This window comes from Lewinellaceae bacterium (assembly GCA_020636105.1).
GTDB lineage: Bacteria > Bacteroidota > Bacteroidia > Chitinophagales > Saprospiraceae > BCD1.
On record JACJYL010000001.1, the window covers coordinates 160,785 to 173,578 of the forward strand.

Consider the following 12,794-nt stretch of genomic DNA (forward strand, 5'->3'; position numbering starts at 1 on the left):
GTATGATTGCTGTAAACGAAAGAGGTTATTACGGGGAATTTGGCGGCGCTTTCATCCCCGAGATGTTATATCCGAATGTAGAGGAGCTGAGACAAAATTACATTCGGTTGATGCAGGAGCCTTCCTTCCAGGAAGAATTTAAAGATTTGCTGAAAAATTACGTGGGCCGGCCCTCTCCGCTTTATTTTGCCAAAAGATTGTCGGCGCATTATGGCGTCAATCTCTATTTGAAACGGGAAGACCTCAACCATACCGGTGCGCATAAGATCAACAATACCATCGGACAAATCCTGATGGCCCAGCGGTTGGGAAAACACCGTATTATTGCAGAAACCGGCGCCGGGCAACATGGGGTGGCCACAGCTACTGTTTGTGCGTTAATGGGCCTTGAATGCATCGTGTATATGGGGGAAGTGGATATCGCACGCCAGGCCCCCAATGTGGCCCGCATGAAAATGCTGGGGGCAGAAGTCCGACCAGCCCTGAGTGGCAGCCGCACGCTAAAAGACGCGACCAATGAGGCCATCCGTGACTGGATAAACAACCCGGTGGATACCCACTATATTATTGGTTCCGTAGTGGGACCACACCCTTACCCTGATATGGTGGCACGGTTCCAGTCAGTAATCAGTGAAGAAATGAAGTGGCAGTTGAAGGAACAGACTGGCCATGAAAATCCTGATGCCATCATTGCCTGTGTTGGAGGAGGCAGCAATGCTGCCGGGATTTATTATCATTACCTGAATGAAACCGGAGTCCGATTGATTGCGGTTGAAGCGGCTGGTTTGGGAGTGTACAGCGGGGAATCTGCCGCCACAAGTGTATTGGGCACCAAAGGGATCATCCATGGCAGCCGGACGCTCCTGATGCAAACAAAAGACGGACAGATCATTGAACCCTATTCCATTTCTGCCGGACTGGATTATCCGGGTATTGGACCTTTACATGCCCACCTGATCGATACCGGTCGTGCTGAGGCCGTTAGCGTGACGGATGATGAATCCCTTGAAGCGGCCATGTTGCTGACCAGAAAAGAAGGCATCATTCCGGCCCTTGAATCCGCCCATGCTTTTGCAGCGCTGGAAAAGTTGTCTTTTGGAAAAGATGATGTGGTCGTTTTGAGTTTGTCGGGTAGGGGAGACAAGGATCTGGCGACCTATATTGACCGGATGGATCTATCCAATAAAAAATGACCTTGCGCGATGAAAGGTCTCAAAGATATATTATTACTGGGGGATCCCAGGTTGTATGAAAATTGTCCACCGGTGGAGGTTTCAGAGTTGCCGCTACTCGTAGGCTGGGTAAAAGATCTTCATAATGCCATGGAGGAAATCCGGGCAAAATACCACTTCGGACGCGGCATTGCGGCGCCACAGCTGGGCATAATGAAAAGATTGATTTACATTAACATTGAAAAGCCTTTGATCCTCATCAATCCACGGTTTGAAACCATGAGCGATGAGATGTTTGAGCTTTGGGATGATTGTATGAGTTTCCCGAATTTATTGGTCAGAGTGAAGCGCCATCAACGGGTGGTGATGCATTACCTCGATGAAAACTGGAATCCACAGCAAATCTATGCTGAAGGAGACTTCGCCGAATTACTTCAACATGAATACGATCACCTGGAAGGCATCCTATGCACCATGCGGGCCATTGATGACAGGTCGTTTAAATGGAGAGGGTAGGGGTAATAATGATTCAATGATTCAATGATTCAATGATTCAATGATTCAATGATTCAATGATTCAATGATTCAATGATAAACCTGGTTTAAACTTTGAAAAAAAAAAGTAAGGCTAAAGAATCAATGCACTGCCGCTTTTACCTCCATCATTTGCATGACTTCTGATTCCTGTTCAATCCACCAGCGGAGGCGGGAATAAACCTGTTCTTCAGGGAAATAGTTCAGGGCCATTTTAACATATACATTTCCGTGTTTACATTCGCTGGCCCACAATTCCTTATAAAATCTTTTGAGTTCGGGGTCTTCCATGGCTTCAGAGACGAGTTTAAAGCGTTCTCCTCCGCGCGTTTCCACCACGGAAGTGATCAGCAACCGGTCTAAAAATCGTTCTTCTCTTCCGGAATGGCAGCGTTTGATGAGTTCTTTCATGTAAAGATCTTCCCCAATGGAATGATCCAGTTGAAGTCCTCTTTTTTCCATCAGTTTGTAAACATCCCGAAAATGTTCAAGTTCTTCAATGGCGGTTTCGATCAATTCGGGGATGATCTCCACCCGGTCAGGGAACTTCGCCACAAAACTCATCGCAATAGCTGAAGCTTTTCGTTCACCATTGGCGTGGTCTTGCAAAAAGGTATCAAAATCGTTTATTACAGCTTCTACCCATTCCGGTTTGGAAGGTACCGCCACGTCTATGTTAAGTTTCATAAATCCGTTAATTATAAATCAGTAGAATTAATATTTTCTTCATTTGCTTGAAGATTTTAATTTTTACAAATTTAGCGAAAAAAGAGGATTAATCTTGTCACCTTTATAATTTTGCCATTTTTGCAACCAAAATACTATGGAGATATCAATTCGTTTCAGGGCTTTTTTGTTGATCTGCTCATTGATCATTTCCCTTAGTTTATTCCTTTTCAACGATTTGATGACCATTTGGTCGGGGGCGGAAGCAAGCTGGTTATGGGCGAGTTTGTCCAGCGATAAAACCTCTTTTTTACCCTTGATGGGAATGAAAATCCTCGCCCGGACACAAGAAAATTTTCCTTTTGTACCCCGGGTAACGGGTGCTGTATTGTTTTTGGCCTCAGTGCTGGGTTTCTACCATATCGCCAAACCTTACCTGGGGAAAATGGTGGTCTTACTGGCGGCTTTAGTGCTGGGGGCCGGTTTTTTGATCCCTGTGCTGAGCAAACTGGCCACTTTGGATATTTGGATCTTCTCCTTTCATTTCTTGACTTTTTTTACCATGATCCGGTATTTAAAGCAGCCGGATGTAATTTGGCGAGGGTTGTTTTACCTGGGATTGTCTTTTTCCATCCTGGTCCAACCTGTTTCGGCCCTGGTATTTTTAATGGGGAGTGCTGCTTTTTTATGGTGGAAACATCCGCAAGGCAGACGATTGGTAACATTGAACCCATGGATCGCCGGCTTACTGTTGACGATTGTTTTTCATTTTTCAGGCTTGCTTCACTGGCAAAATGAATGGCTGATATTTTCTTCAACAGGAGCGGATTTCGGGAAGTATATGCTCTTTAATTTTATCGGGATACTCCCTTTTGTAGGATTTTGGGTAGGTGGACTAAGAGACCTGTTGTACAAATTGAAAAAAGGAGAGGAGATGGCTTTAATGCTTATCAGCCTGATCTTGTTTTCTGTTTTGGCGCAATCGCCTGTGTTGCAGGCGGGTTTCGCTTTAATGATCACGAAACAAATGCTGCTTTTTTCCGATGAGCAATATCCGTTTAAAACCTGGGTAAGGGCAACGACGATTATTCATTTGTTATTTGCCTTTGTATTGTCGGTTTTACTGATGTTGGGCGGCATGACTGAATTCGGGGGATTGGGATTCCGTTCGGGATTGATTTTTTCCTTTATGTACTGGGCAGTTGGCCTGATAGGCATTTTTGGACTTTACGGAACCCAGCGTACTATGCTTATCGGTGGTCCGGTGGCGAGTGGCGTATTGAGTATGTTTATCTTTTGGATGCAATTGTATCCATTGTTGGAAAGCCAGCGGAATCTGCCCAAACGACTGGTAGAAAAGGTTGAAGTGTTGGAAAATGCCCCGTTTTTTGAAAAGATATTTATTGCGGTTCCGAAAGAAAACAGACCTTCAAACCTTGCTGTTTATGCTAAGTTAGCCTTTCCTGCTGCCGAAATAATAGAAATGGATACCACTGAGGCGGATAATGAATGGGAAAAAACGCCAAAAAGCATTTTGTTTCGCCCTGTCGGGCAAAGTGAAATACCTTCAGAAGGGATTGTAATATTAAAGGGTTGGAATGACCAACTCAAAAAGGTGACCTGGAGTGTTCAACCTAAATAGAAATCCGGTACCCCCCTGTACTATAAATTTTTATAAGCCAGGTAAATTAATACCATCAAAACCAGGGTGCCTATGAGTACTATCCTGACGATCTGACGTTCCTCTTTTTTGCGCTTTGCAAATTCTTTTGCTTTTTTCTGTGTTGACTTTGACATCGTTCAATTTGTTTTTAACAATATCCTTCGGTAAAATGACTGAGCCCCGTTTTCAACCGTTCATTCCGGGGATTTCCAATGCACTAAATTAGGGAATAGGTTGGTTATTGCAAATTTTTTTCTAATGATTTTAACGCTTATTTTTTAAAGGCCCGTAGAATGGAGTTGCTGCGTAAAAAGCCAGTCATCATATTTTTATAGATTGGATTTTTCCGGGTAAAAATTTGATGGCATAAGAAACGGTTATCTCTTGTAAACCTGAACCCTGGACAATCCTTCAGAAAAATCCCTGACATCAATATACTGCGGCATTAAAACAGTTTCCCCGATTTTGTTGATAAACACCACCCCATGATCCGAAGCTACCCTGGCAAGACCTTGTTTAAAATCCCATGCGAGATAATAAACAGGAGGAATGACCACTGTTCCCATGGTGTCGATATATCCCCATAAATCATCCTGTCGGAAGGCGGCCAGCGTTTCGGAAAAGCTGTAAACAAGTTGTAATTCCGGCTGCACAATAAATGCTCCATTCCTGTCAATAAAGCCGTAATGAGTGCCTTTTCCGACAGCCCAGCGCCCTGTGCCTGCATACCATACGGGGTCAAATTGAGGCGAAACCATAAATTGGCCACTTTTGTCAATTAACCCCAATTTGTCATCGGTTCCCGCTACCGCAAGACCTTCATGAAAATCCTGGGCCGATGAAAATTGGGGGGGGATCACCCATTGACTCTTTAGGTCCAAATAACCGAATTGGCCAGCTTTTTTCGCTCTGATCAGACCTTCTGAGAGCCCGCCTAATCTTTCATATTCCGGTTGGAGGATGATTTTTCCGGTTTTATCTATTAAGCCGTACTTGCCTTCTTTTTTAACGATGGCAAAACCTCCTTCAAAATCATAAGCCTTTTCAAAAATAGCCGGGATGACCAATTTTCCGGAAATATTGCAATATCCATACTGTCCGTCCGTTTTCACCACCGCCATTCCTTCTTTGAAATCAGCAGCTTCTTCCCATACTGGATCGACGACTATGGTACCTTTTTTATTGATAAATCCCATTTTGTCATCAAAGGTAAGTATCCGGGCCAATCCTTCACTGAATGACCATGTTCCTTTGTATTGGGCAGTGATCACCTCTATGCCTGATTTATCGATAAATCCCCATTTGCCTTTTTTTCTGACAACGGCGAGTCCTTCAGAAAAATTACGGGCATCATCAAAATTACCGAGGACTTGCAATTGTCCTTGCCTGTTGATAAATCCCCATTTGTAAACCTCTTCAGTATAGTCTGTTTCGGGCAATTCGCTCCCTGCTTCGGGTTGGTTAACAGTAGTGTCAGACTGACAGGAAAACAGGAACAACGTAAAAATCAAACTAAAAATGTTCGCACGATTGAGTGTTGAAGTCATTTGGAAGGCATTTTAGGTTAACGGAAAATCGGAACCAGGGAATTTTGACGGGTCATTGGAGGCATTAAATTAAATTTCAAAATCAACCCCTCGTTTGATCAGGTCATCATATCTTTCACGGGCCAGTTGCTGGTATTTTTCATTGTCAAAACTATAAAGAATGGCCGGCCGGTGGGCCACATTTTCCTGTTTGCCGACCTCCTTGAGCACACCCATTTTCATGATGCGACTCCTGAAATTTCTTTTGTTGAGGGTTTTAACCCCCAATACTGTTTCGTAAAGGCTTTGCAGCTGGGAAAGTGGAAACTGTTCAGGCAATAGTTCAAAGCCTATAGGTTGATAACGCACTTTTGCCCGCAGCCTGTTGATCGCCACCGTAAGAATGTCTTCGTGATCAAAGGCCAGGGAGGGTGTTTTATCCAACTCAAACCATTTTGCATTTTTTGCATCGGAAGAAGCCTTTATGTGGTGTTCGGACAGGTTGACCAAAGCAAAGTAGGCTACGCTGATCACCCGGCCCCGGGGATCACGGTTGGGCGCTCCAAAGGTAAAGAGCTGTTCAATAAAAATGTCTTTTAAGCCTGTTTCTTCTTCCAGTTCCCTCAACGCTGCAGCTTCGAGATTTTCCTCCATATCGACGAATCCGCCAGGTAATGCCCATTTATCTATAAATGGTTCATTTGCCCGCTGGATGAGTAAAACCTTTAAAGCACTTTTGGCATCAAATCCAAAAATTATACAATCCACAGTTACAGAAGGACGAGGATATTTATAGGTGTATGGCATCGCAGGAAAATGGTGAATCCCGAAAGATCGGGACAAGTTTTAAAATGATAAATTTAGGTTTTTAATAATAAACTGAGGAAATCCCCACGTTGATTTAAACCAAAACCGGTTTTTTTAATTGATCGATCAATAACTGTTTGGTTTCAAACAGGGATGTTTCCAACCCAACCGTATATCCAATGGCAAAAGTGTGTTCAAATAACGCCTGTTGTTTTATACTGTGTGAGCGTATTGCCTCGATTTTTGGGGATTGATATACCAGCTTTCCATTTTTGAAAATGGGCACCAGTATGTCCGATTCCGTCAGCCCTTCAAAATTAAAAATTCTTCCCGTATTCATTTCATGAATTTGAGGCTTACCCGATTTTTTTTCTATATTGTAAATCACATCTGCCACAGGAAATCCTTTTTCATTCCAAAGCCTTTTGACCTGCAGTATGCCGGGGGTTGATATTTTTCCTTCGTCTTCGGAAAGCTTTATTTTGTACTGCCATGCTCCTGAAGCATCCTTTAAAGCGGCCATTTTGTACACACCGTTCAAGGCACCCTGGCCTGCTGCAGTAACCAGGCGCGTGCCTACCCCCCAGACTGTGATGGGGGATTTGGCTTTTTTGAGTTCCTGGATGGCGTGTTCGTCGAGATCGTTGCTGGCGACGATCTCTGTATTATAAAAGCCGGCCATATCGAGCATTTCCCGGGCCGATTTACTGAGTTCCGCCAGGTTGCCGCTGTCCAGTCGGATGCCGTTGAGCGGATAGCCCATTTTCCTCAACCGTTTTCCGGTTTCTATGGCATTTTTCACTCCTTCAAGGGTATCATAAGTATCGACCAGGAATATGGAATTGTTGGGCATTGCCTCCCCATAGGTCTCAAATGCTTCCTGCTCTGAATGAAAACTCATGACCCAGCTGTGGGCATGAGTGCCCCGAACAGGAATGCCAAATAGCTTTCCTGCCAGGACATTGCTGGTCGCATGACAACCTCCGATGAAGGCAGATCTGCTGGCAGTGATGGCCCCATCAATCCCCTGCGCTCTTCTCAGTCCGAATTCAAGCACAACATCTTGTTTGGCAGCCCGGGTAATTCTTGAGGCCTTTGTAGCGATAAGAGTGGAAAAATTGACCATATTCAGCAAAACGGTTTCCAGTAATTGTGCCTGCAACAATGGCCCTTGTATCCGGAGTATGGGTTCATGCGGAAATACGACACTGCCTTCCGGAACAGCATCCACAGAACATTCAAATTCCATACGACGCAAATACCTCAGAAATGATTTTTCAAAAAGAGGCATGCCATCATTTCCCTTTAACGAGGCCAGGTATTTTACATCATCTTTTTTAAAACGGAATTGCTTTAAAAAATCAATGACCAGTTCCAGTCCTGCTGCAATGGCAAAAGGATTCTTGAACGGGTTGGTCCTGTAAAACAAGTGAAAAACTGCCTCGCGATTGTGCACTCCGGCTTTCCAGTATCCGTTGGCCATGGTCAGCTGGTAAAGATCCGTTAGCAGACTTAGGTTTGATTTATATATGTTACTTAGATGTGAACTCATTTTACTTAGCTTAATTTTAAAACTAAGGTATGTGCTTTTAGACTAATCTCCAAATAAAGATCAAAAATTTAACTATTTTAACTTTAAATACAACTTTTTGTCCTGAGCTTTACACTTTGTAATGTCGGCAATCGTCTTTTTGTTCAGGGCACTAGGTGAAGGATTAAAAGCGTTCCGAAGGAGACATTTTATATAAAAATAAATGATGCGGATAAATATATTGGTGTTTTTCATTTTAGGCTTGAATTTTTTTGCCCGGGCACAGGATTCCTTAGCCACTATTGCTACCATGCAATATCAAAGTGAACCCCTGAGTGATGGCTGGGAGGAAATTACTTCTATCGACGGAAACTTCAGAATGATGATGCCTGGTCAGGTTGAGCTAAAATCTGACACTTTTCTTACGGATATTGGGAGATTGAATTACCATGTTTTTTACCATGAGCATTTTGTGAAAGAGGGGAGTCCCCGCGAAGTTACCGAAGAAGACCCTGAAAAGACCCTGCTTTTCATGTTAAGCATTTATGAATATCCTACTTATACCATTCATTCTGATTCTCTCGAACTACTCGACAGTTATTTTGAAGCCACTATAGAAGGGGCCACGCAAGGGGTTAACGGAACGTTGATATACGTCAATGACATCCAAAAAGGTAATTATCCCGGCAAAATTTGGCGGATTAATTATAATAACGGAAAGGGCGTCATCCGTACCAAGGCCTTTCTGATTAAGAAGCGCCTCTATTTACTTTCGGTAGTTTCCGATAAGGCCTTTAGTGCCAATGCTGCCAACGACAGGTTTTTCGATTCTTTCGAAATTTTCAATTAATCTGGCCTGTAATTAAGGGGGGAAATAAGTCCAGCGACTTTGTGTGGACTCAAAAGGCGTGGTTTTGGGATATTCCTCAACTTGGTTTATCTTTGAATCCGGACAGGGTGGTGGCCACCTTGTATTTTTGATAAATCCCACAATTTTCAATTATGCTGGCCTTACGCGAGCTTATTTTCATTGTAAAGAACAATCGGATAGCCGAGCCGGAACTTGTTAACCTTTCAAAATCAAATGAAAATGCCTATGGGAGGTATTTTTGGGGCATACTGGAAGGCGTTTTCAAATCTGAAGAGGAGGCAGCAAAAGCGCTTTACCGCAAGCCCATTCAAAATCCGGCTTACCAGAAATTCAAAAAGGAGTTTAAAAAGAAATTAGTCAATTACCTTTTTTTTCTGAATTTAGAAAACCAGCGAATATCAGATCGCCAGAAAGCCTATTATTCCTGCCAAAAGGATTTTGCGGCCATTAAGATCCTTTTGGGGCAAAATGCCTGGAAGGCGGCTGTTGATCTATGTTTTAAGGTTTTAAAGAAAGCCAGGAAATTTGAGTTTACGGACCTTGCGGTAGAGGTTACCCGTACATTAAGGTTGTATTATTCCACCAGGGAGGGAAATCTGAAGAAATACGAAAAGTATAACGCAGAATATCATCATTATAAAAAGGTGTTGCGCATAGAGGAATTTGCAGAGGAATTGTATACGGATCTTGTGGTTCGTTATGTGAAAAACAAATCTAAAGAACAGGAAGCGCAGGAAAAAGCAGCTAATTATTACAAAAAATTAAAAAAATTTTTGACGGGTTGCGATTCTTATTGGTGCCAGTTGTGCGGATACCTTATTGAACTCGCAAGTTACTCAAATACAAAGAATTATGAAAGAATATTAGAGGTTTGTGATCGGGCGATTGCCTTCTTTGAAGCCAAGGATTACCAGGCAAATGTGGCGTTGCAAATATTTTATTATCAAAAAATTGTCATAAAAACGCAACAAAAAGACTACAAATCAGGTAAACTAACAGCAGAGAAGGGATTGACGCTGGTTGATGAAGGTTCATCCAACTGGTTTTTATACCAGGAGCGGTTTTTTCTTCTTTCGATGCATACCGGAAATTATGCAATGGCTTTTAAAATTTATCATGAAGTGGTCAGACACAAAAGGTATAAATTTCAGCCGGCGCCTAATAGGGAATTTTGGAATATCTATGAAGCTTTTTTATATTTCCTGTTTTTGATAGGAAAATTAACAGGCGAAAAAGAGAAAGCCGTTTTTGAAAAATTCCGATTCGGTAAATTTTTGAACAATACACCAATATTTTTAAACGATAAGCGGGGGATGAATATTCCCATTCTTATCGCCCAAACAATTATCTTGATAGCTCGTGAAGCATTAGAGGAAGCGGGCGACAAAATAGCCTCTTTGCAGAGGTATACCTCAAGATATCTCACCCAAAACCTTGCATTTAGAAGCAACTGCTTCATTAAAATGCTTGTGCAAATTCCGATTAGTGATTTTCACCACGTTGCTGTTGAAAGGAAAGCATTAAAGTACGTGGAAAAGCTGAATACTGTGCCCTTGGAGGTTTCAGAAGAAGCTCGGGAAGTTGAAATTATTCCTTATGAGGATCTTTGGAGCATCATTGTTGAATTGTTGGCCTCAAGGCGTTGATCCATAGGAATACGAAAAAGAATAAGAAGCCGGGTTAGGTTTAGTGACCTGCCGCTGCTTGAATCATAGAATCATGAAACAAATTTACACCCTTCCTCGGAAGTACCCCCCGTACTTCTCCTGGTTTTCAATTCTGTATCATGATTTATGTATGGTCAATCGGTGAGCCAGTCAGGCGGATCCCTGTTTTTTATTTTGGCCAGGATAAATAATTAATTCATAAATCATAAGTCATGAAACATTTACGTAACACAAACACAAAATTTCAGTACAAATTCTCGAAAATGAATCTTTGGACCGGGGCTGACCCTATCATTGTTGTGGATATTGTGGGCCCTTAGGTCGGTTGGTTTTTAAATCATTAATAAAGTAATTATTATAACATATTGATTAGTAACATTTTAATATTTTTAAAGAGTCTTATTTGTTGAAAATATAAGGTATCTTAAAATGGTTTTTTGTCCATGGAAATGATGTAAATGAACCTTAATTTTGTAATCAATAACAAATCACAATCTTGAAATAGTTTTAACAGCTATAATAAATTACAACTGGAATAATATTCAAAGGAGCGAATGCGAAAGTGTTCGCTCTTTTTTTAGTACTCTTCTTCCGGGTTTACGTAGAGCACATCGTAGAGGATTTCGAAAAATGCCGGAAATTCCGGCAGATCGTTGTGATGCCCTCCTTTTATTTTAAAAAGTTTAATGTCAGGAAACAAGGCTTTTAATCTTTCGCTTTGGTCAATTGGAAATAACCTGTCTTTATCTCCATGTATTATGTAAACAGGACATGTGATATTTTTAAGGTACTGATCCGTTCGGATATCATACCGAAGTAAATGCTTTAATGGGATAAAAAACAGAAAGCGTTTGAGGTTGTGGTAAAAGCTGAAGTAAGGAGAATCTAGAATCAACATCCTGACATGGTTCCAGGAGGCAATCCTGGCGGCGATACCGCTGCCCAGTGATCTGCCAAAAATGACGATCTTTTCTTCCGGGTATTTCCCGGCCAGCCATTTAAAAATGAACTGGGCATCATTGAATAGAATGGTTTGGGTTCTTTTGCCCTGGCTCTTTCCAAAACCGCGATAATCCATCATGAAAAAATCATACCCGTTGCTCACAAAGTCCCGGGCAAATTTGCCCCAGCCTTTGATGCTCCTTGAATTCCCTTTGAGATAATAAACCACCCCGCGGGGATTGGGCACCTTAAAATAAATACCGTTGATGCGTCCCCCGTCTTCCATGTCAAAGTTTACCTCCTCAAATGGAAAAGGGTATTTGTATTGAAAGCCGGAAGGCAATTTTTCCGGACGGAAAAAGAAAATATCCTGAAAAAAATAGAAAAACAAGGCAAAACACAGGTAAACTAATCCGATGATGAGGAATATTTTAAGCACTTTGGTTTTCGTTTAGTGTGTAAAATAAGCAATATGTATTCAAATTTCTTTTGACAATTTTTTAAGCGGGTGCAATTGGTCATTGAGGGCTTCAGCCAATTTTAAATGAAACAGTCCGAATTTTCTTAAATTGCGATGTCCCCCTTTGGGGATGATGATAAATTTGTCGTTTTCCTTCAAAAAGGGTATTAATCGGCGGGCAGAAGAAAGAGGAGTTATCTTGTCTCTTGTGCCGGTGATGATAACAACTTTGCATTTAACTTCCGGGAGTAGTCGGTTATTTTCTAATTTAAATTTAAAAGAAAGAGGAAATACAAGCGGAAACAGTGCCTTACGGAATGCGCCCCGGATAGAGTCGAAGGGGGTTTCGAGTATTAAAAGGTCGGGGGAGTATTTAGTGGCGAGCTCCGTGGCAATGGCCGCTCCCAGAGAGCGACCGTAAAAAATGAGCTTTTCGTACTTTGTGTCCAGGTTTGCCCTGGCCCATTTAAGGGTGCATTCGGCATCCTCAAAGAGCCCCTGCTCTGTCGGAGTGCCTGTGCTTTTCCCAAACCCCCTGTAATCGATCATGAGGACATCAAACTGTTTCCGCGTAAAATCAATAGAATAACGACCCCAACGGTTTAAATTGGCGGCATTGCCATGGAAATACACCACGAGGCCCTTAGGACTTTCAGGGGATTTAAAGTGAAGGGCATTTAAACTTTGATGATCAAAGGTAGGGATGAAATGCTCTGAGAATTGGTTCTCGAATACAAATTCATGATCCTTTCTCAGGCGTCGGGGTTGGAAAATGATGGTTTTTTGGAAGAGATATATCGCCGCAATGGAGCCGCCATACAAAAATATTATGCCTGCGAGGATAAGTGTTATGACCATAAAAAGTAAAAGTAGTAAATGCTCCGGTTGAGGCCAAAAAAAGGCTGGTTCAAAATAGAACCAGCCTCAAATAATGTTCATGGGACTAAAAATATTG

11 protein-coding genes are annotated in these 12,794 nt (G+C 42.1%); 5 read left to right on the forward strand and 6 right to left on the reverse strand.

Going from position 1 to position 12,794, the window contains the following annotated elements; translation table 11 throughout:
• The first annotated feature begins 2 nt into the window (after positions 1-2).
• Positions 3-1,193 (forward strand): tryptophan synthase subunit beta, encoded by a 1,191-nt coding sequence (trpB, locus tag H6571_00565; GenBank protein MCB9322208.1) that lies wholly within the window; start codon positions 3-5, stop codon positions 1,191-1,193.
• Between the two features lie 9 nt (positions 1,194-1,202).
• Positions 1,203-1,688 carry a peptide deformylase gene (locus H6571_00570; protein ID MCB9322209.1) on the forward strand — a complete coding sequence of 162 codons (486 nt, stop codon included), beginning with the start codon at positions 1,203-1,205 and terminating at the stop codon, positions 1,686-1,688.
• 120 nt (positions 1,689-1,808) lie between these two features.
• On the opposite strand, the gene H6571_00575 is transcribed toward H6571_00570, so the two are convergent.
• Positions 1,809-2,393 carry a tRNA-(ms[2]io[6]A)-hydroxylase gene (locus tag H6571_00575; protein MCB9322210.1) on the reverse strand — a complete coding sequence of 195 codons (585 nt, stop codon included), beginning with the start codon at positions 2,391-2,393 and terminating at the stop codon, positions 1,809-1,811.
• Positions 2,394-2,529: 136 nt separating this feature from the next.
• Here H6571_00575 and H6571_00580 point away from each other — a divergent pair, with 136 nt between their 5' ends.
• A complete protein-coding gene (locus tag H6571_00580) occupies positions 2,530-4,014 on the forward strand; it encodes a glycosyltransferase family 39 protein (GenBank protein ID MCB9322211.1) in 1,485 nt (494 codons plus the stop codon).
• A 398-nt stretch (positions 4,015-4,412) separates the two neighbouring features.
• Here H6571_00580 and H6571_00585 read toward each other — a convergent pair whose 3' ends face one another.
• From H6571_00585 to H6571_00595, 3 genes are all read right to left on the reverse strand, one after another.
• Complete coding sequence (locus H6571_00585) at positions 4,413-5,582, reverse strand: WG repeat-containing protein (GenBank protein MCB9322212.1); 1,170 nt, start codon at positions 5,580-5,582, stop codon at positions 4,413-4,415.
• 69 nt (positions 5,583-5,651) lie between these two features.
• Entirely contained in the window at positions 5,652-6,368 is a 717-nt protein-coding gene (locus H6571_00590; GenBank protein MCB9322213.1) for an NUDIX hydrolase, read from the reverse strand.
• Positions 6,369-6,462: 94 nt separating this feature from the next.
• A complete protein-coding gene (locus H6571_00595) occupies positions 6,463-7,920 on the reverse strand; it encodes a nicotinate phosphoribosyltransferase (GenBank protein MCB9322214.1) in 1,458 nt (485 codons plus the stop codon).
• A gap of 202 nt (positions 7,921-8,122) precedes the next feature.
• Between H6571_00595 and H6571_00600 the strand changes: the two genes are divergently transcribed.
• Together H6571_00600 and H6571_00605 are read left to right on the forward strand one after the other, a co-directional pair.
• Positions 8,123-8,749 carry a hypothetical protein gene (locus H6571_00600; protein MCB9322215.1) on the forward strand — a complete coding sequence of 209 codons (627 nt, stop codon included), beginning with the start codon at positions 8,123-8,125 and terminating at the stop codon, positions 8,747-8,749.
• 152 nt (positions 8,750-8,901) lie between these two features.
• On the forward strand, positions 8,902-10,416 hold the full coding sequence (locus H6571_00605) for a hypothetical protein (GenBank protein MCB9322216.1): 1,515 nt from the start codon (positions 8,902-8,904) through the stop codon (positions 10,414-10,416).
• Positions 10,417-11,014: 598 nt separating this feature from the next.
• Here the strand turns inward: H6571_00605 and H6571_00610 are convergent.
• Both H6571_00610 and H6571_00615 read right to left on the reverse strand, forming a co-directional pair.
• Positions 11,015-11,818: an alpha/beta fold hydrolase gene (locus H6571_00610; GenBank protein MCB9322217.1), complete on the reverse strand. Its 804-nt coding sequence runs from the start codon at positions 11,816-11,818 to the stop codon at positions 11,015-11,017.
• Positions 11,819-11,857: 39 nt separating this feature from the next.
• Complete coding sequence (locus tag H6571_00615; protein MCB9322218.1) at positions 11,858-12,697, reverse strand: alpha/beta hydrolase; 840 nt, start codon at positions 12,695-12,697, stop codon at positions 11,858-11,860.
• Positions 12,698-12,794 lie beyond the last annotated feature (97 nt).

Coding starts and splice junctions, on each gene's coding strand:
- trpB (MCB9322208.1), top strand. CDS start 3: ATGATTGCTGTAAACGAAAGAGGTTATTACGGGGAATTTGGCGGCGCT.
- H6571_00570 (MCB9322209.1), top strand. CDS start 1,203: ATGAAAGGTCTCAAAGATATATTATTACTGGGGGATCCCAGGTTGTAT.
- H6571_00575 (MCB9322210.1), bottom strand. CDS start 2,393: ATGAAACTTAACATAGACGTGGCGGTACCTTCCAAACCGGAATGGGTA.
- H6571_00580 (MCB9322211.1), top strand. CDS start 2,530: ATGGAGATATCAATTCGTTTCAGGGCTTTTTTGTTGATCTGCTCATTG.
- H6571_00585 (MCB9322212.1), bottom strand. CDS start 5,582: ATGACTTCAACACTCAATCGTGCGAACATTTTTAGTTTGATTTTTACG.
- H6571_00590 (MCB9322213.1), bottom strand. CDS start 6,368: ATGCCATACACCTATAAATATCCTCGTCCTTCTGTAACTGTGGATTGT.
- H6571_00595 (MCB9322214.1), bottom strand. CDS start 7,920: ATGAGTTCACATCTAAGTAACATATATAAATCAAACCTAAGTCTGCTA.
- H6571_00600 (MCB9322215.1), top strand. CDS start 8,123: ATGATGCGGATAAATATATTGGTGTTTTTCATTTTAGGCTTGAATTTT.
- H6571_00605 (MCB9322216.1), top strand. CDS start 8,902: ATGCTGGCCTTACGCGAGCTTATTTTCATTGTAAAGAACAATCGGATA.
- H6571_00615 (MCB9322218.1), bottom strand. CDS start 12,697: ATGGTCATAACACTTATCCTCGCAGGCATAATATTTTTGTATGGCGGC.